Genomic DNA, 18,508 nt, shown 5'->3' with positions numbered 1-18,508 from the left:
GGCCCCTGAAGGTCCAGGTACCCTACCCGCTCCACAAGTCCCCGCGGATACCAGGCATAGTAGGTGCCCGGTCTGACATCGATGGGCGGGGGACGGTGGACCCCCGAGCGCTGCCCAGGCTCAACACGGGGAGAGACAGACAGAGATGGCATCTCGGCGGGACCAGCTCAACGCCTACACCTTCGCGAAGCGGCGCATGCTGGCGTCCTTCGTGCAGTCGTCCCCGGACGGTTCGGAGGAGGGGGCACCGCGACCGCTGCGCGGAGTGGTGCCAGGCGTCATCGTGGGCGTGGTCGTCATGGCAGTCTTCGGTGCGTGGGGCATGTTCAAGCCGACCGCGCCCCAGGGCTGGGACACCCCCAAGTCGAAGGTGATCATCGCCAGCAAGTCGACCACCCGCTACGTCGTCCTGAAGACCGGCCACACGGTTCAGCTGCATCCCGTCCTCAACATGGCGTCGGCGAAGCTTCTTCTCAACCCCGGCCAGGGCGAGGTCGTCACCGTCGACGAGTCGGTCCTCGACAGCGGCAAGATCCGGCACGGCGTCACCGTCGGCATCCCGTACGCCCCCGACCGTCTGCCCTCGGCGGGAGAGGCGGGTGCCGACAAGCGGTGGGCCGTCTGCGAGCGTCCGAGCGCCGGCGGCAGCTCCATCCAGAAGGCGGCCCTGGTCCTCGCCAAGCGCGACATGAAGAAGACCGACGGCAGGCAGCGGCTGCGGGGCGGGGAACTGCTCTACGTCGTGGACCCGGACAAGAACCGCTACGTGGTGGACGCGGGTGGTACGGCGTATCGCGTGAACAAGAGCGACGAGTTGCTGCTGCGCGCGGTCGTCGGCTCCGGCCGCGACCCCGAGCGCGTCTCCCAGGAGTGGCTGGCCACCCTGCACCAAGGCGACCCGATCGCCTTCCCGTCCATCGGCGCCGCATCCGGTACGGCCGCCGGCGCGCCGGGCGAGCTGGACGCGTCGACCAACAAGGTGGGCATGGTCCTCAAGGCGTCCGACGCCAGCGGGCAGCACTACTACGTGGTGCTCCCCGGCCGGGTCGCGCAGATCTCCGCCTTCGTCGCCCAACTCCTGCTGTACAGCAAGGACCTGGCCCCGCTCGGCCAGGCCGGTCACGCCACCGGGGTGAGCCCGGGCGCGATCGAGCCGAAGGGCTCCTTCGGCGTCGAGAACCGCTGGCCGACCAAGGAACCCAAGGCCGTCAACGAGTCCTCGGACGCGTCCGGCAGCCGCAGCACCATCTGCAACGTCCTGCAAAAAGTGGGCAGCAAGGGCGAGACGACCCTGACGACCTGGGCAGGCACCGACTTCCCGGCCCCGCTCCCCACCGGCTCCACCAGCGCCTACGTCACTCCCGGTTCCGGGCAGCTCTTCCGCCAGTTCCAGGGCGAGGAGACCAAGGCCGGCCCCGTCTTCCTGGTCACCGACACCGGGCTGCGGTACGTCCTGCAGTCCAACGCCGACAGCGCCACGAGCGACGCGGGCATCGGTACGACGGCCAAGGAACGCAAGCAGGAGCAGCAGGAGGCCGAGCAGGCCCAGATCCGCCTGGGGTACGCCGATGTCGATCCGGCGCCGATCCCCGCCTCCTGGTCCGAGTTCCTGCCCACGGGCCCCCGCCTGTCGACGGCGGCGGCACGTCAACCGCAGGGTTCGTAGGGAGAGTTGGGCATGCCGTACACGACTCCCTCCCGTCCCCTTCGCACGGCGGCGGCCATGGCCGCCGTGGCCGCGACCCTCGCCGTGACCACTGTCGCGCTCGCGCGCCCCGCATCGGCGGACGACTCCTTCTCGGACCAGTGCACGTTCCCCAACAAGAAGTACCCGGGCCGCCCTTGGGCCCTGCAGCGCGTCCTCCTCGACGAGCTGTGGAACCAGTCCCAGGGCAAGGGCGTACGGGTGGCGGTGATCGACACCGGCGTGGACGTGAAGAATCCCCAGCTCACCCATGCGGTGGATGTGAAGAGCGGCCGTAACCTCCTGCCGAAGAACCTCAAGGACAGCAACGGCGACGCGATCAAGCGGGGCAGCGAGAACGGCACGACCGACACCGTGGGACACGGCACCAAGGTCGCCGGCATCATCGCCGCCCGCCCGGTCGGCGGCACCGGTTTCGTGGGCCTGGCCCCCGAGGCGACCATCATCCCGATCCAGCAGAACGACGCGGAGGGCCACGGCACCGCGCAGACGCTCGCGCTGGCGATCAGCTACGCGATCCAGGCCGGGGCCGACGTCATCAACATCTCGCAGGACACGTCGAACGCGGTCAAGCCCGACCCGTCCCTGGAGACGGCGATCGACTCCGCGCTGGCCCGCAAGATCGTGGTGGTGGCGTCGGCGGGCAACGACGGCCTGGGCGGCAACGTCAAGAAGACGTACCCGGCGTCCTACCCGGGTGTCCTCGCCGTCGCGGCCTCCGACCGCAACAACGAACGCGCGTCCTTCTCCCAGTCCGGGGACTTCGTCGGCGTGGCGGCACCCGGCGTCGACATGATCTCCACCGTGCCCAAGGGCGGCAACTGCTCCGACAACGGTACGAGTTTCTCGGCCCCCTACGTCGCCGGCGTCGCCGCGCTGATCAAGGCGAAGCACCCTGACTGGACCGCCCGCGAGGTCGTCGCCCAGATCGAGCAGACCGCCGAGCGCACCATCGCCGGCCACGACCGCCTCGTCGGCTGGGGCGTCGTCGACCCGGTCCGCGCGCTCACGGAGGACGATCACCCGATCGAGTCTCCCGATCCCCAGGACGGCCTCACCAAGGCCCAGGCCCCGTCCCCCGCGAAGCTCCAGCTCGGCGAAACCCCCGACGAACACAACGCCCGCCTCGCGACGTACGTCACTCTGGGCTCGGCCGTGCTGGTGGCAGGACTCGGCGGCGCGGCGGTGGCGACGCGGGACGCACGGAAGCGGGCGCGGAGAGTGGCGGGGCTGGAGTGACGTACGGCGACGCCTGAGGGTGGCGCCGCATTTTCCCCCTTCCTGTCAAGAGGTCGCGACCTGGGAAGGAGCGGGCCCACAGCGGGAGTTGACGGAACCGGAGGACGCCATTCGCAATGGCCACGCTGCAACGACGGCCCCGCATCACCCCTCCACCCACCCTGACGTTCACTCGCAGGTGTGCGGCCACGGCACCTGAGTAGCCGTACTCAGGCCACCGGCCCGCGGGTCACATAGCGTCAGGAGGCAGCAGCGGCCCAGGTGGGCGCGAGAGGGCGCCGTGAAGACGCGGTGAAGCTTGGTCGAGTGGTAGCACAGCTGTCGCATAAGGCAGTTGGGACTGTCACAGGAAGCGACTAGAGTGAATGCGTTGCGGAGAGGAACGCTCACGGGGTGCAGTCGCCCCGGGGGCGGGCGACGAAAACGGGGAGGGGAAAGCGTCGTGCTTCCTGCTGATGGCGGAGGGGGCTTCAGGGCCAGCCTGGAGGCGCTCGGAACTTTCAAGAAGCGTGTGGACGGAGTTCTTTCGAACTTCGAGAGCTCTCCGGGCAGTGCCCACAAGGTCGGAGCGCATGCGCTCACGCAGGCGTCGTTCGCCGGTGCCGGCGGTTTCGGTGAGGCCAAGGGCCTGCACACACAGTACGAGCGCGTCCATGAGCGTCTCACCGCACTCTCCAAGAACCTGGGGCTTCAGATCGAGGCGCTCCAGATCGCTGTGAGTGCCGCACACAACAACTTTCACAACGTCGACGAGGAACAGCGGCGTCGGTTCTGGGAGATCCAGACCCAGTTGAGTCGTGAGCACGCCGAGGCGCTGCGGGAACAGGCAGCCGCGGACGCGGCGAAGAGCGGCAAGCCGGAGCAGGAGCGGTCCGACGACAAGCAGTCCAAGGCTGGGTACTGATGGGTAACGAGCAGCACCACCCGAATCCGCACGATGTGGAACAGACACAGGTGGTCCAACAGGTCGGTGTCATCGACGCTGCCAACGTCGTGTCGGATGCGATGAACGGCATATTCGGCGGACACGTTCGTTTTTTCGGCAAGACCGACTTTGAGAACCACCGTCTCAACGACATGATCGACATGGTCGAGTCCGCGAGTCCCGAGCACCTGGAGACCGCGGGCAAGGCCCTCTGGGATGCTCGCGATGCCATCAATGACGCGGCCGAAGAGCTCGGTGGCCATATCGGCAACGTCGATTGGGAGGGCGACTCCGGTCAGGCCTTCCGTGACTGGGGCAGTGACCTCGTCACCTACGCCGTCAACCTGGCGTCCTTTGCGGAGGTCGCCGGCACGCAGATCTCGGCCGCGGCCATGGGCCTGGCATCCGTCCGTAGCGCCATGCCGCCGCGCGACACCCGGATTGACTCCACCCAGACGCCTGAGGACATTCCGATGCCCGCGCGCGTCGTAGGCAACAAGCAGTACGCCGCTGCGGTCACCGTCGAGAAGGACCGCCAAGAGGCGATCAACCAGATGAATCGGTTGTCGTCCTTCTATTCGGTGTCGGAGGAGACGCTGGCGGCGCAGGAGCCTCCCATGTTCCTCAAAGCCATGCCCGATGTGGGGGTACCCAAGCCGGTCGGCGAATACAAGGTTCCTGGCAATGGAGACGGAACGCGGACCAGAAGCAGTCTCGGAGTCGCTCGCGAGCGGGTGAGTACGCCTCACGAAACGTCGAGCGTCACGAGTGGTCATTCCCGTACGGCCGACGTGGTTACTCCGCGAACACACCTGGACGACTCGTCCCTTCACCCGGACCGAACCGTCGGCACGAAGATCGATGGTGTGGGGACTCTCCCGGCTCAAGAGACCGTGACGCCCTCGACCGTCCTGCCGCCGTCGACGACGGGGTCAGGTGCGGGTAACACAGGCACGATTCCGCCTGTTGCAGCGAGTGCTCCTCCTCTGTTCAGCGGTCCTACCGGCAGGACGTCGGCGTTCGGAGGAACAACGGCGAGCAAGGCGCAAATCCCGTCTCAGGGACGCCTCGGCGCTCCCAACAACGCCGCTGCCGCACGCGGAGCCACGGGCCCGGTGGGGCGTGCCAACGCCGCGGAACAGTCGGGAATCCGAGGCAACGGACCGGCCGGGGCCAGGTCACCTCTTGCCCGCGGTGTCACGGGTGGAATGCCCCGCCCTGCCGGCGGAACCGCAGCCGGTCGCACCGGTGGCGCGGGACCCACAGGGGCCGGACGGAGCAACGGAGTTGTCGGCGGGAAAGCGACCACAGGTGCTGCCTCGGAATCGGGCGGCACCAGGATTCCGCGCGGCACGGTCGTCGGCGCTGAGAGTGGTGCCACCTCCCGTACGCCCGCAGGCAGAATCGGTCAGCGCGGGGTTGTCGGATCACCGAACCCTGCCTCCAGCGGCCGCAAGGAAAGGCCTGGTCGTCCCAACACGGGCAACTCCGACGGTGTGGTCGGGACTCCCAAGGGCCGGGTATCCCCGGGAGGCAGGGACGGCCTCCCGGGAGGCAGCGCAGGAACTCCGCAGGGCGGGAGAGCCAATCGCCGCCGAACCAGTCGCGAGGACCGCGAGAACGAACGCGAGCGCGACGACCGACGGCGTAGCAGGCCAACAGAGACCGACTGAACAACGAGCGAGGATTCACATCCGCATGACAGGAACCAGCCGACGGGGCAGATCGACCGCGACTTCCGCGGGACGTGCCGGGCGAAGGGCGTCCGCCGTGTGCGCCGCACTCGGTGCTTTCGCCGTCATGTCTTCGGTGCTGGCTCCGGGCGCGGCTGCCGCCGACGTTCAGTCGCAGCAGTGGTACTTGGACGTGATGGACGCCGCCGGGATGTGGAAGGTGAGCACCGGTACAGGTGTGAAAGTCGCCGTCATCGACTCGGGGGTGAACCCCGGGACTTCTTCGCTGAAGGGACAGGTGCTCATCGACGAGGTACCGAAAGCTGTGGCCTACCACGCGACTCAGGACGTCAGTGGCCACGGGACGAGCATGGCGGAACTGATCGCCGGTACGGGTGCCGGGGGCGGGCTGAAGGGCCTCGCGCCGGGGGCGAAGATTGTGCCGTACCGGATCCAGACGGATGGCATGAAGGGAGACGAGCTCCTCAAGTCTCCAGACGTGGCGAAGGCGGTCAGGGCCGCAGCCGACACGGACGTCAAAATCATCAACATGTCCATCGGCAGCCCCTATATCTATCCCGACGAAGAGGCGGCGATTAAGTATGCCTATTCAAAGGGAAAGCTCTTGTTCGCCGCAGTAGGAAATGACGGGAACAAGAAGAACGCCATTGATTACCCGGCGGCCTATCCCTTTGTGGTCGGAGTGTCCGCCGCAGATCGCAGCGGGAAAGTCGGGAACTTTTCGGAGTACGGTAACTATGTCGACCTGGCAGCCCCGGGTCTCGACGTGCCGACTTGGTGCGACGCCACATTCCGTTCGTATTGCGATGGGCAAGGCACCAGTATGGCGTCCGCCATCACCTCCGCTTCCGCCGCTCTGATCTGGTCCGCCCACCCCGACTGGACGGCTGATCAAGTTCTCCGCACCCTCACCGACACCGCAGGCCGCGACTGGCCGAAGAACAAGCCGAGCAACTACCTGGGTTATGGCTTGATCCGTCCCCGGAAGGTGCTTGAGCAGAGCGGTATCAACCCTGGCGCGGCTCATTCGGACCCGCTCGGTGTGGAGAACGGGGCCGGCGTCACCGGGGCTCCTTCCCCCTCTGCCGCACCCTCGTCGCAAGCCTCCACCCCCGCCTCAGGCGGCCAGACCTCAGCCGCAGGAGCGAGCTCGGGCTCGTCCGGTGATACGACGCTCTGGGTCGCTCTCGGAGCGGCGGTGGCCGTGGTCGTGGCCGCCGGCGGAGCCTTCGCTGTGGCCCGTTCGCGGCGAGGCATATGAGAGCCGGCGGATAGCGCTCACCCGACCAACCAGCGCCTCACCACTCGGTGTTGCGCACCCAGGAACACCAACCTCTCTCGCGAAAGGGAGTGCCGAGATGGCTGACGGCCGCAAGCTTGATGATGCACATGTACAAAAGCTCCAGACGAACGTCATCGACAGGTACGACAACGTCAAGAAGCACCTGCAGAAGCTCCAGGGCTGCATCGACATGATCGAGGCGAACTGGACGGGCTTCGGAGCCAACGCGTTCAAGACCAAGCAGCACGAGATCAACGAGCACATGGCCGGGATCGGCCGCATGCTCGACGACTTCCTGAACGGAATTCACCTCACCAAGCAGGACAAGGACAAGCTCGAGGACGAGCTCCACTCGACGATCTCCAGCATCGAAGTGGACGCCGGTGCGAAGACCTCGGCGCTCAACCTCTACTGACCGCGCCGAGCGTCGCACCCCGGACCGCGAGGTCCCTCTCACATCGTCAAGGAGATGAGGAAACATGACCGGCACGCCGCACCTGCAGGATCTTGCCGTCAAGTACGGCACCCTGGACGCGCTCGCCACTGAACTCGGCAACCTGGCCAAGCAGTTGGAGAGCGATCTCACGGCGCTGAAGAAGGGCGTTCACGACGCGGCCGAGGGCTGGGCCGGTGACGCCTACGACTCCTTCCAGCGGAAGTCGAAGGAGTGGGACAGCCACACCAGCGCCATCCACCAGGCGCTGCTGTCCATCACGCAGAAGGTGCACCAGGCCGGCGGCGACTACCGCGGCGGCGACAAGAAGGCCGCCAGCTTCTTCGAGTAGGCCGCGCGCTTCTTCGCGTAGGACAGTTCGGCCGGAGTCGACGGGGTGGGCACGCACGGGAGGTGCCCACCCCGCCTTTGTGTTATGGACCGCAGGGGTTCATCCGAGGCGCGGCTCAACTCGCTTGTTTGCACCCCTGCTTGGCCATGGCCTCGGGGAAGTAGGACTTCAGGAACGAGCGCAACGCATCCCGCCGCTGCGAGGTCTTCTCGGGGACCTGCTTCTCGAGTTGCACCAACGTGACGAACTTGCGCTGTTGGCCTTTGTACGCGCACCCGGCCACCGCCAGGGCTCCGTTGTCCGCCACCCTGGCGCTGTCACCGATGTCGACGGAGGCGGGGTTGCCGAGGCGTACCAGAGCCCGGTCCTGGACCTTGACGGGATCGGTGTCCGCGGGAACGACATCGCCCGTCAGATAGACGACCAGTTTGCCGTCCACCGATAGGCGGCAGCGCGGGCTCTCCTGCCCGGCGTCGTAGGCGCGCTGGGTGAGCTTCTGTCCGTCCGGGAGGAAGGGCGACAGCAGATCCGAGTCGACGGCCACTCCGCAGACCTTGTCCGGAACGCTGTAGGCGCGTGAGCCCGAGTCCGTACAGCCGGCCGTGGCCAGGACAAGCATCGTCACCGCGGCGGCCGTGCGCCGCGCCGAAGGTCCCGATACACGTGTGATCACTGGTTGCCCGCCAGTCCCTGAGCCCGCGCGTTGCCGTCGAAAGCGGCACCGTTGATCTCGGAGGTCAGTGTGTATCTGTTGCTGTTGCCGTGGTTCGGATTGGCGTCGATCCACAGGTCGCTGAGCTTCTGCAACTGGTTCTCCCGTGCGGTGAACACCTCGCCGTTCTGGCGTGCGTTGTCGTCGTTGATACGGGCCTGCTCGTCCAACTGCCATTGATAGGCGAGGGCATCGACCCCGCGCTGTGCGGCGTCACCGACGACCGGAATGAAGTTCACGGCGCCGCCGAAGCCGTGGTAGAGCCATTTGGCATTCCACGAAGGATCCTCCTTGTCGGTCGCCAGGGCCTGATAGCGGGCCTCTTCCAGGAATCCCACCGTGTGCCCGGCTCTGAGCAGGGTCTCCTTGGGGTCGCTGGGATGGTCCGTGTAAATGTCGCGGACCATCTCCTTGTTCAGGCCGTCGTTGAGGATTCCGTACGCGTGCTGGTCCCGGGACACCTGTTTCGTCACTTCCAGCAACTGGTGCCGGTCGAGCTGGCGGGGGTCACTGGGATCGTCCGCGAGCGAACTCGCCGTGTTGTGTACCTCGTCGCCGTAGTTCACCAGCACTTTCGCCATGTCGTCCCGCATCTCGGGCGCGAAGTCGTCACCCGTGCCGGAGATGATCTTCAGCGACCGGTCGAGGACACTGCGGTTCTCGGCACTGTGGTCCACCGGAACGGCGTGCGGATCATTGGGGTTGACACCGGTCGCCGCGGCGACGAGCGCGTTCCCGGTGGCGTCGCGCGACTGATTTCCGTCGTGATTGTTCAGCGGTGTGTCGTCGAATGCGGGGCGGTCTTTGAGAACCCATTCCGCGTTGTCCTGGGGCTGGGTCTCGTTGAAGAACGCGGTGGCGGCATCGGGGCTGTTCGACAGGGCTGTCATGAAGCCGGTCATCGGGTCCCGGCCGAACTCCTCGCCGATGAAGTTCATCTTGGGCATGGGCGGCCCGCCGCTGCCGTTCCAGTAGTGGTCGGGAATCCGCATCTTCTTCTCGGTCGCGACGAGAGCGTTTCCGTACCTGTCCAGAAACGTGTCGTCGTAGTCCCCTACGCGCATGAGATTGCTCATGAGCTGGAAGCCGTAGACCTGCGTCCCGCGGGTCTGAATACGGTCGTCCGCCAGATTGACCATGTCGTCCTCCCACTGCCGCATGGCAGGTGAGTCCGACCGTGTCGCCCCCGCGAGGGTGAGGCCGAGATTCTTCTGGAAATCGCCCAGCTGGTCCAGGCGGGCCCGCTGGAGATCGCCTCCGTCGGAGGGATCGGAGAGATCCGCCCAGAAGTCCAGCACGCCTTTCGGGCCCAGCGTGGTGGCGAACTTCTCCTGAAACAGGGGATCGTTCTTGTATCCCGCGAGCTGCCGGTTGAGGTCGTCGAATTCCTCGGGGGACATGGAGTCCCCCTTGGTCTTGATGAGGTTCGCGTATTTCTCGGCATCCTTGAGCGCCTGTGCGGCGGAGTCCCGGTCCTCGTACGCCGCGCCGGAGAAGCCGTACTTGGCCTCGTCCGCTATCGCACGCAGAACGTCGGAGGCGGTGTCATCGCTGTTGGTCGCCCTGCTGAGAAGGCGTTTGACGTCCTCGCACAGTTCGTCCACGTCCTGTTGGCTGTGTTCGGGAACCGTGGTTCCCTTCGCGGCACGGTCGGGGTGGATGTTCATGGTGACGGTGAAGGAGCCGTTGCCGGTGTCCATCACGGTGAGGTTCTTCTTGAGACCCCGTGAGATCGTCTCGACCAACTGGTCGTGATAACCGACGAGTTCGTCGTGGGTGTCCTTGAGAATGTTGTAGATCGTCGTCGCCTGGGTGTGGGCGTCGGTGAACTCGCCGGCCGTCTTGGTGATGAACTCGCGGGAAACCGTCGCGTTGACACCGGACCAACTGGCTTTGTCGGCCAGCCCTTTGAGGCCTTCGCGTGCGTCCTTCTCGAGGGTTTCCAGATGTTTCACCACCTGGGACCAGTCGTCTATGGCCGTGCCGAGTGAAGCGAAGTTCCCGAATCGGAGCGTATCGAGGTCCATCAGTGGCCCGTCCCTTCACTGAAACCCTTGTCCAGTGTCGAGATACTGCTGATCTGACCGGATATATAGAACTCGTCGCCCTGGTGAGCCTTTTGGGTGTAGTCCATGTGGTTGGAGATATGGGCGCACGCGTCGAGCAGACTGGTGAGTTGCTCTTCCCACCGCTGCTGTACGTGATCCAGCGCCCCGCCGAGCTTGAACCCCTGAGTCGTGAGATCCGAGGCCGCGGTCTGGCTGCTCGACCAGGCGTCGCGCCCGTAGCGGCCCAGATCCTGCCAGAGCTTGAACGCCCGGTCGCCGATCGCCGCCAGATCCTTGTGGTTGACGGTCAGATCACCTTGCGGTGTGCTGCCGCCGCCGTCATCCGGAATCCGATTGAGCCGCATGTGCGTGGACTGCTTCTGCGCGGCCTGGCTCTTCAGCTCTTCCCACTCGTCCCATGCCACGTGTGGATCCCTTCCCCGTGTCCCCGTAAGACCCCGCCCTTCGGACGGGACCAGTCCGTCAACCTAGCAACAGACCGGTCCGGAGCCTTGGTTCAAGGGACCGGACCGGCCCAGGCCGGCCGTCTTCACGTCCGTGACGTTCGCACCGGCGTCCGGCGACCGGCGACCGGCGTCACGAGCGCATCGCCGCCGGTCAGTACACCGTCTCCGGCACCAACCCCGTCTGCACCAAGGGCTTCCCCCGCTTCCGTGACACGAACACCCCTCGCCCCACAGGCATCGGCCGAGGTCGTACCCCGCCCAGGACGTCACCCTCGCCGGGGTCGCCCGCGAGGACGACGCCCTGGGCGCCAAGTTCCTGCATCCGCTGCATGAACGGCTCGTACGCGGAACGCCCCGCGCCCGCCGAGGAGCGGGCGATGATGAAGCGGACGCCGACGTCACGGGCGAACGGCAGCATCTCCGTGAGGTTGCCCAGCGGGTTGCCGCTGGACGTGGAGACGAGGTCGTAGTCGTCCACGACGACGTACACCGTCGGACCCTGCCACCAGCTCCGTTCGCGGAGCTGCCGGGCCGTGACGTCGGCCGTCGGAGTGCGGCGCCGCATCAGGTCCGCCAGGGCGACCATGTGGTGGTCCATGGCGTTGGACATGGGGATGTACTCGGCGAGGTGCGAGGACGGGGTCGCGTCCAGCAGGGCGCGCCGGTTGTCGATGACGAAGAGCTTCGCCTGGTCGCCGGTGTACCGCTCCGTCAACTGCTTGATCAGCAGCCGCAGCAGGTTCGACTTGCCCGACTCGCTCTCGCCGAAGACGAGGAAGAACGGGTCCTGCTCGAAGTCGACGAAGACCGGCTCCAGGTTGTTCTCGTCGATGGCGAACGCGACACCGCGCTGCGGGAAACGGTCTCCCGCAGGCAGCTGCGCCGCGGGCAACTCGCGCGGCAGCAGCCGCACTTCGGGCGCCCCTGGTGCCTCCCAGTGCCGGGACACCTCGGTCGCCAGCGCCTGGGTGGCATCAGCCAGGTCCGAGTCCGAGACCAGGCCGTCGATGCGTGGAACCGCCGCCATGAAGTGCAGCCGCTGCGGCGACACACCGCGTCCGGGGACGCCTGTCGGGACGTTCACCGCCACCTTGCGGTCGATCTCGGAGTCCATCGTGTCGCCGAGCCGCAGTTCGAGACGGTTCATCAGGTGGTCCTTGAGGTTCGCGCGGACCTCCATCGACCTGGACGCGGTGAGGACCAGGTGGATACCGAAGCCCAGGCCGCGCGCGGCGATGTCCAGGACCGCCGCCTCCAACCCCTCGTAGTCCGCGCGGAAGTTGCCCCAGCCGTCGATGACGAGGAAGACGTCGCCCCAGGGCTGGTCCGCGACCGAGATCTGGCCGCGCGCCCGACGGGACCGGAACTCCGCGATCGACGGGATGCCTGCGGCGCGGAAGTACTCCTCGCGGCGCGTCATCACGCCGTAGACCTCGGAGACGGTGCGGCGGACCTTCTCGGGGTCGAGGCGGGAGCCGATACCGCCCACGTGGGGCAGGCCGGCCACCGAGGCCAGGCCTCCGCCGCCGAAGTCGAGGCCGTAGAACTGGACTTCGTGCGGGGTGTGGGTCAGGGCGAAGGCGCAGATCAGGGATCGCAGGAGGGTGGACTTGCCGGACTGCGGGCCGCCCACGATCTGCATATGGCCGGCCGCGCCCGAGAAGTCGACCCACAGATGGTCGCGGCGCTGCTCGTACGGCTTGTCGACCAGCCCGACCGGTACCACCAGCCGGCCCGCGCCCTCGTATCCGGGCTGGGTGAGTCCGCGGCCCTGCACCGCCGTGAGGCCGGGCAGGAGTCCGTCCAGCGAAGGCGGGCTGTCCAGCGGCGGCAGCCACACCTGATGGGCCGCCGGCCCCTGCGCCTCCAGTCGGCGCACGATGACGTCGAGCACCGTGTCGGCGAGGGCGTCGTCGACGTCCGGGGACTCGGTGCGCTGCTGCGGCACCGAGGTGTACTGCACCGGCACCTCGGCCGCTGTGAACAGCACCGGCCGCCGGTCGACCGGGAGTTGACCGGCGCCGAACGCGGCCTGCGAGGAGCCCGAGCGGTAGGTCCCGGACACATAGGCGGCCTTGAACCGCACCATCTCGTCCGTGCCGTACTTCAGGAAGCCGGACCCGGGAACGTTCGGGAGTTCGTAGGCGTCCGGCACGCCCAGCGCCGCCCGTGACTCGGCCGCCGAGAAGGTGCGCAGGCCGACGCGGTACGACAGATAGGTCTCAAGACCGCGCAGCCGGCCCTCCTCCAGACGCTGCGAGGCCAGCAGGAGATGCACACCGAGCGAGCGGCCGATCCGGCCGATCTGCACGAACATCTCGATGAAGTCCGGCTTGGCGGTGAGCAGTTCGCTGAACTCGTCGATCACCAGCACCAGGGAGGGGATCGGCTGTAGCGGGGCGCCCGCGGCGCGCGCCTTCTCGTAGTCGTGGATGTTGGCGTAGTTGCCCGCGTCGCGCAGGAGTTCCTGGCGGCGGTTGAGCTCGCCGCGGATGGAGTCGCCCATGCGGTCGACCAGCGTCAGATCGTCGGCGAGGTTGGTGATCACGGCCGCCACATGCGGCATCTGCGCCATTCCGGCGAAGGTCGCACCGCCCTTGAAGTCCGCGAGGACGAAGTTCAGCGTCTCCGAGGAGTGCGTCACCGCGAGGCCGAGGACCAGCGTGCGCAGCAGCTCCGACTTGCCGGAACCGGTCGCGCCGACACACAGGCCGTGCGGGCCCATGCCTTCCTGGGCCGCTTCCTTGAGGTCGAGCATCACGGGCCGGCCGTCCTCACCGAGCCCGATCGGCACACGGAGCCGCTCGGCCAGGGAACGGGGCCGCCACGTGCGCTTGGTGTCGACGGAGGCCGCGTCACCGAGGTTCAGCAGATCGGTGAACTCCAGGTTGGCGAGCAGCGGTTGGTCGTCGTCTCCACCGGACGCCATCCGCAGCGGCGCCAACTGCCGCGCGAGCGCCTCGGCGGACGCGTACGAGAGGGCGTCGGGCGTCCCTTCGTAGACATCTCCGTGACCGGACTCCAGATGCAGCGACTTCGGCTGTACGACGATGGAGAGTTCGCCGCGTACGGCGGTCGGCTCGCCGGGGACGACATCGACGAGTGTCACGCCTTGCAGGCCCTCGGAGCCGGCCAGGACCGAGTCGGGCGGCAGCGAGACTCCGTCGAGGACGACGACGATGTGCGGCTCGTCCGGGAGCGGTGCCGCGGTGGGGTGAAAGCGCGGCCTGCCGGTCAGCCGGGCGGAGATCAGGTTCTCCAGCTCGCGGATGTCGCTGTCGATCAGCCGACGGCTGCCCGCGCCGTCCATGGCACCCGGCGCTTGTGCGTGCGGCAGCCACTTGGCCCATTCCCAGTGCGGCAGGCTCTCCTTGGCCGCCGCGACCACGATCACGAGGTCCTCGGGGGAGTGCAGCGCGGCCAGCGAGCCGGTCAGGGCCCGGGCGGACGACCGTACGGACTCGGGCTCGCCGCTGATCGTGAGATACGAGAAGGCGCGCAGCGAGATCGCCATCGGCAGGTCGTCAAGGGTGCCGTGGACCGACAGGAAGCGCTGCATCGCGCCCGCGGTCAGCGGCTCCAGCTGCTCCACCCCGCCGGTCTCGGGGGCGATGAGCGGAGTGGCGAGCGACTGCCGGCCGAGGCCGATGCGGACCTGGCCGAAGTCCTCGTCGCCCGGCCGCCGTTCCCACACCCGGCTGCCCTCGGCCACCAGTGCCCACAGCTGCTCGGGGGAGGGGTGGAGGTAGTACTGCGCGTCGCGCTGCACCCGCGCGGTGTCCAGGGCGGTCCGCCGGGTCTGCGCCAGGTAGCGCAGATAGTCGGTGCGCAGGTCCGCCAGCTGGCCCTGGGAGCCGCGGCGGAAGCGGACCACCATCGCGATGGACATGGCGACCGTCGATACGATCATCACCATGCCCATGATCTTCATGAACGGCTGTCCGTTCGTGAAGAAGAACACCACCGAGCCGCCCATGCCGAGCGTCGGCAGCAACTGCATCAGAACGCTCTCCTGATGTCCCCGAGGCAACTCGGGCGGAGGCTGCAGGACGATCTCGTCCGTGGGCACCTCGGACGGCAGCGCGCGAGGCGGGCGCTTCACGACGATGTGGCTCACTGCTCACCAATTCCCTTGCGCGGCCCCGGGACTACCGTCCGCCACCCCGTGTCAGGCGGACGCAGGCCGCCGCGCGATCCTACTGACTTCGCGGCAGACGGGTGAGCGGTAGGGTGCCGGATGTTCGCGCGAGCACACGCGAACCAGCCTGGAAAAACAGGGCATTCAGCGCGATGTGAAGGTGCGCGGAACGCCCCGCGCGACACCTTCACAACGCAGACGCAGAATCATCATCGAGGGGGAGCAGCAGGTGAGCATCACGGCATCCGCGGCGGGCGGGCCCGGTACCGGAGCCCCTGTCGGCACCGGCCCGGGCCTGGGTTTCTGCCGGGTCACGATCGTCGCGCCCGACAGCAGGATCGACGTGGCACTGCCCGACGACATCCCGGTCGCCGACATCTATCCGGAGATCCTCAGGCTCTCCCGGCAGCGCCCCGCCGACGGCGCCCCGGTCGGATATCACCTGGTGCGCCGGGACGGCACGGTCCTCGACAGCTCCCGCACGTTCGCCGCCCAGCGCATCCTCGACGGCGAACTCCTCACCCTGCGCCCCTTCTCCGAGTCGCTCCCGCCGGCCGTGTTCGACGACGTGTCCGAGGCGGTCTCGGCCGCCGTGACCCGCGAACACACGCTGTGGGGCGGCGAGTTGACCCGCGCGGCCGGTCTCGTCGGCGGCGGTGTGCTGCCCGCCCTGCTCGCGTTCGTCGCCTGGACCGCCGACCCGCGCCACGACATGCAGAGCCTGCCCGGCATCCTCGCCGCCGTCGTCGGCATCCTGCTGGTCGTCCTGGCGTGCGTCCGCGCCCGCGTCTACGACGACCGGGCCTCGGCCATCGCGCTGGGCCTCGGCGCCCTGCCGAACATCGGGGTGGCCGGCTCGGGCCTGCTGCCGCTCACCGACGGCCAGGGGATCGGCAAGCTGCAGTTCCTCCTCGCCTGCGCGGCCGTGCTGGTGGCCGCGGTCGTTCTCACCCTGTGCTCACCCGGTGGGGACGCGCCCTTCGTCGCCCTCGTCTTCGCGTCCGCCGTCGGCCTGATCGTCTCGTTCGTCGCGATCCGGGCCCACTGGACGCCGTCCGAGATCGCCGCGCTGTGCGCCCCGGTCGCGGTCGGCGCGCTGGCCTTCCTACCGTCCCTCTCGATGCGCTTCGCCCGCCTGCCGATCGGCTTCGAACCCCCGAACACCACCCCGCGCAGCGCGTACGGCGCCGAGCCCGTCGCCCAGGAAGCGGTCGACACCGAACGGGTGGCGGCCCAGGCACGCCGCGGTCACGAACTCCTCGTCGGCCTCGTCGGCGGCTGCGCGGTCACCGCCGTCGGGGCCACGGCGGTCCTCGGTTTCTCCCACGACGTCTGGGCTCAGCTGCTCGCCCTCGCGACCGGGGTCGCGCTGCTGATGCGCGCCCACCTCTTCCGCTACACCGCCCAGGTCGCGCCCGTCCTGGCCGCCGGACTCAGCTCCCTCGTGCTGCTCGGCCTGGGCCTGGCGCTCAAGCCGCCGCACTCCCTGGTCGGCCACGCGCTCAGCGGAGACCGCAGCGGCCTCGACATCCGTACGGTCTGGCTCGTCGCGGCGATCGCGGCGGCCACCGCCCTCGTGACGGCGATCGGCCTGATCGTCCCGCGCAGCGGACTCACCCCGTTCTGGGGGCGCTTCCTGGAGATCGCCGAGGGCTTCGTCCTGCTGACGCTGGTGCCGCTGGCCCTCGCCGTCTTCGACGTGTACGCGACGGTCCGGTCGTTGACGAGCTGACCCGCCCACCACTGGCACCGGCACGGGTATCGGCCTGTCCGGTGCCGGTCGCCCGCGACAGGCGGCGAGAACCAGACGCACGACGACGTACACCGTTGTGACAAGGCGCCGAAAGGATTCGCCCGCGTGAGCTTCGGCCCACCCCCCTCTCCGTACACGCACTCCGTCCTCACCCGGAACGACCAGCAGAAGAAGCGCCGCCGCAACAGGCTGCTCGGGCTGCTCGCGGTCGTTCTCGTGGCGGCCGTGGGCACAGCCGGTCTGCTGGCCGCCCGGAGCGACGACAAGAAGCAGCCGACGGCCGGCAACGCCCCCGCGGTCGGCGGGGGACGCCTCGACGTCAGGGACACGGTCGAGAGGAAGCCCGCCACCACCACCGGCGACATGGCATTCCGTTTCTCGATCGACGATGCGAAGGCCGGCGAGCACACCGAGATGCCGGGCACCTGGGCCACGGGCAGGATCCTCGCCAAGGGCATCAACCAGACGCTGGTCGGCTTCAGGACGGGCACCGACGCCGTACCGGGCGACGAGGTCTGGAAACTCCGCCTGGCCGGCCCGATCTGCGGCTACACCCGTCATGTGACCGGCGAGAACCGTACGGCCGTGGTCTTCAGGGACAGCAAGGACAAGGCATCCCTCTGCAACCACGTCGCCTTCTTCGACCTCGACGACGGCAAGCAGATCTGGGAGCACGAGTTCCCCGTCTCCACGATCGGCGACGAGCAGGGCACCACCCCGACGGACGGCGCCGTCCAGGACACCCCGAGCGTCACCCTGGCCCACGCCACCGTGGCCGTCACCTGGGGCGGCGGCACGGACGCGTACGACATGGACTCCGGCGAGCGGACCTGGCGTACGACGGAGTCCGGTTCGTGCCAGGACATGGGGGCGGCGGGCGGACGCGCCCTGCTCGTCCGGCTCGAATGCTGGGACGACAGCCAGACCTCCGCCTCGTGGCAGACCATCACCTACAAGGTGCGCGGGGTCGATCCCGGTACCGGCAAGGAGAAGTGGACGTACGCCGGGACCAAGGGCCTCCGGGATCTCGAACTGCCGTCGAGCGATCCTCCCGTCGTGGCCGTGTCGGCGGGGGAGACGGGCCTCACCGAACTGCTCTCCCTGGACGACCGGGGCAGGGTGCGCGCCACGATCGGCCTGACCAGCGGCAACTACCTCGGTGACTGCTCCGACCAGGTCGACTACCTGGTGATCGACGACTGCCAGACCATCGCCGTCGGACTCGGCCAGGTCTTCGTCCGGAGCAAGGAGGCGGGCGCCCCGCACAACTCGAACTGGATCATCGGCTTCGACCTGGCGACCGGGAAGACGACGGAGAAGTTCGAGTCCGGGCCCGACTCCCTGCTGTACCCGCTGGACGTGAGCGGCAGCCGGCTCCTCGCGCTGCGGATGAGCGACGACCACATCTCGCCGTCGGCACTCGTCAGCCTCGACCCGAAGACCGGCAAGGAGACCCCTTACCTCTACTTCGGGGTGCCGCAGGACGCCGACACCCTCACGACCCTCGACGAGAACGACATCGTCGTCCAGGACGGTCGACTCTTCTTTGCGGCCCACGCGGCGGACGGCCCCAGCAGCGGCAAGGCGTGGACCTGGCTGGTCCTGGGCATCGGGAGCAGCGCCACGAAGCGGTGACGGTGCCGGGCAGCGCAGGCATGAGGGGGGGGGGGGGCGCCCCCCGCCGCCCCCCCCCCCCCGCGGTAGAACAAATCAGCGACCCCCCCCCCCCCCCCCCCCCCCACAACCCCCCCCCCCCCCCC

Annotated in this window: 13 protein-coding genes; 9 read left to right on the top strand and 4 right to left on the bottom strand. The window is 68.1% G+C overall.

From position 1 onward, the window contains the following. The first annotated feature begins 145 nt into the window (after positions 1 to 145). The 7 genes from eccB (at position 146) to ACIRB1_RS39955 (ending at position 7,630) form a co-directional block, all read left to right on the top strand. Positions 146 to 1,666, top strand: coding sequence for a type VII secretion protein EccB (eccB, locus tag ACIRB1_RS39985; RefSeq protein WP_352182181.1), 1,521 nt, complete (start codon positions 146 to 148; stop codon positions 1,664 to 1,666). Between the two features lie 12 nt (positions 1,667 to 1,678). Further along, positions 1,679 to 2,944, top strand: a complete 1,266-nt coding sequence (gene mycP, locus ACIRB1_RS39980) for a type VII secretion-associated serine protease mycosin (protein ID WP_403468967.1) — start codon at positions 1,679 to 1,681, stop codon at positions 2,942 to 2,944. Between the two features lie 511 nt (positions 2,945 to 3,455). Then, on the top strand, positions 3,456 to 3,848 hold the full coding sequence (locus ACIRB1_RS39975) for a hypothetical protein (protein ID WP_352182180.1): 393 nt from the start codon (positions 3,456 to 3,458) through the stop codon (positions 3,846 to 3,848). Further along, positions 3,848 to 5,542, top strand: coding sequence for a hypothetical protein (locus ACIRB1_RS39970; protein WP_352182179.1), 1,695 nt, complete (start codon positions 3,848 to 3,850; stop codon positions 5,540 to 5,542). Before ACIRB1_RS39975 ends, ACIRB1_RS39970 begins: the two co-directional genes overlap by 1 nt. Before the next feature lie 127 nt (positions 5,543 to 5,669). Then, positions 5,670 to 6,824: a S8 family serine peptidase gene (locus tag ACIRB1_RS39965; RefSeq protein WP_352182178.1), complete on the top strand. Its 1,155-nt coding sequence runs from the start codon at positions 5,670 to 5,672 to the stop codon at positions 6,822 to 6,824. Positions 6,825 to 6,921: 97 nt separating this feature from the next. Continuing rightward, a complete protein-coding gene (locus tag ACIRB1_RS39960; RefSeq protein WP_266773112.1) occupies positions 6,922 to 7,260 on the top strand; it encodes a WXG100 family type VII secretion target in 339 nt (112 codons plus the stop codon). Between the two features lie 64 nt (positions 7,261 to 7,324). After that, the gene (locus ACIRB1_RS39955; protein ID WP_266773114.1) at positions 7,325 to 7,630 is read left to right on the top strand and encodes a WXG100 family type VII secretion target; all 306 of its coding nucleotides are present in this window, start codon (positions 7,325 to 7,327) and stop codon (positions 7,628 to 7,630) included. Between the two features lie 115 nt (positions 7,631 to 7,745). On the opposite strand, the gene ACIRB1_RS39950 is transcribed toward ACIRB1_RS39955, so the two are convergent. The 4 genes from ACIRB1_RS39950 to eccCa form a co-directional block, all read right to left on the bottom strand. Continuing rightward, positions 7,746 to 8,249, bottom strand: a complete 504-nt coding sequence (locus ACIRB1_RS39950) for a hypothetical protein (protein ID WP_352182430.1) — start codon at positions 8,247 to 8,249, stop codon at positions 7,746 to 7,748. A 50-nt stretch (positions 8,250 to 8,299) separates the two neighbouring features. Then, positions 8,300 to 10,369: a DUF6571 family protein gene (locus tag ACIRB1_RS39945; RefSeq protein ID WP_352182177.1), complete on the bottom strand. Its 2,070-nt coding sequence runs from the start codon at positions 10,367 to 10,369 to the stop codon at positions 8,300 to 8,302. Next, positions 10,369 to 10,815, bottom strand: a complete 447-nt coding sequence (locus tag ACIRB1_RS39940; RefSeq protein ID WP_352182176.1) for a hypothetical protein — start codon at positions 10,813 to 10,815, stop codon at positions 10,369 to 10,371. Before ACIRB1_RS39940 ends, ACIRB1_RS39945 begins: the two co-directional genes overlap by 1 nt. Before the next feature lie 193 nt (positions 10,816 to 11,008). Then, positions 11,009 to 14,974: a type VII secretion protein EccCa gene (gene eccCa / locus ACIRB1_RS39935; RefSeq protein ID WP_352182175.1), complete on the bottom strand. Its 3,966-nt coding sequence runs from the start codon at positions 14,972 to 14,974 to the stop codon at positions 11,009 to 11,011. A gap of 250 nt (positions 14,975 to 15,224) precedes the next feature. On the opposite strand from eccCa, the gene eccD reads away from it, so the two are divergent. Next, positions 15,225 to 16,727, top strand: a complete 1,503-nt coding sequence (gene eccD, locus ACIRB1_RS39930) for a type VII secretion integral membrane protein EccD (protein ID WP_352182174.1) — start codon at positions 15,225 to 15,227, stop codon at positions 16,725 to 16,727. A gap of 126 nt (positions 16,728 to 16,853) precedes the next feature. Beyond that, positions 16,854 to 18,383, top strand: coding sequence for a PQQ-binding-like beta-propeller repeat protein (locus ACIRB1_RS39925; protein ID WP_352182173.1), 1,530 nt, complete (start codon positions 16,854 to 16,856; stop codon positions 18,381 to 18,383). The last annotated feature ends 125 nt before the right edge of the window (positions 18,384 to 18,508 follow it).

Origin of the sequence: Streptomyces sp. NPDC096013 (assembly GCF_044763565.1) — a bacterium.
Classification (GTDB): domain Bacteria; phylum Actinomycetota; class Actinomycetes; order Streptomycetales; family Streptomycetaceae; genus Streptomyces.
The sequence above is the reverse complement of the archived record's forward strand: the minus strand, read 5'-3'. Positions and strand labels throughout refer to the sequence as shown.

Bases quoted from the DNA above. Each gene is read 5' to 3' on its own strand.
- eccB (WP_352182181.1), top strand. From the start codon at position 146: ATGGCATCTCGGCGGGACCAGCTCAACGCCTACACCTTCGCGAAGCGG.
- mycP (WP_403468967.1), top strand. From the start codon at position 1,679: ATGCCGTACACGACTCCCTCCCGTCCCCTTCGCACGGCGGCGGCCATG.
- ACIRB1_RS39970 (WP_352182179.1), top strand. From the start codon at position 3,848: ATGGGTAACGAGCAGCACCACCCGAATCCGCACGATGTGGAACAGACA.
- ACIRB1_RS39965 (WP_352182178.1), top strand. From the start codon at position 5,670: ATGTCTTCGGTGCTGGCTCCGGGCGCGGCTGCCGCCGACGTTCAGTCG.
- ACIRB1_RS39960 (WP_266773112.1), top strand. From the start codon at position 6,922: ATGGCTGACGGCCGCAAGCTTGATGATGCACATGTACAAAAGCTCCAG.
- ACIRB1_RS39955 (WP_266773114.1), top strand. From the start codon at position 7,325: ATGACCGGCACGCCGCACCTGCAGGATCTTGCCGTCAAGTACGGCACC.
- ACIRB1_RS39950 (WP_352182430.1), bottom strand. From the start codon at position 8,249: ATGCTTGTCCTGGCCACGGCCGGCTGTACGGACTCGGGCTCACGCGCC.
- ACIRB1_RS39945 (WP_352182177.1), bottom strand. From the start codon at position 10,369: ATGGACCTCGATACGCTCCGATTCGGGAACTTCGCTTCACTCGGCACG.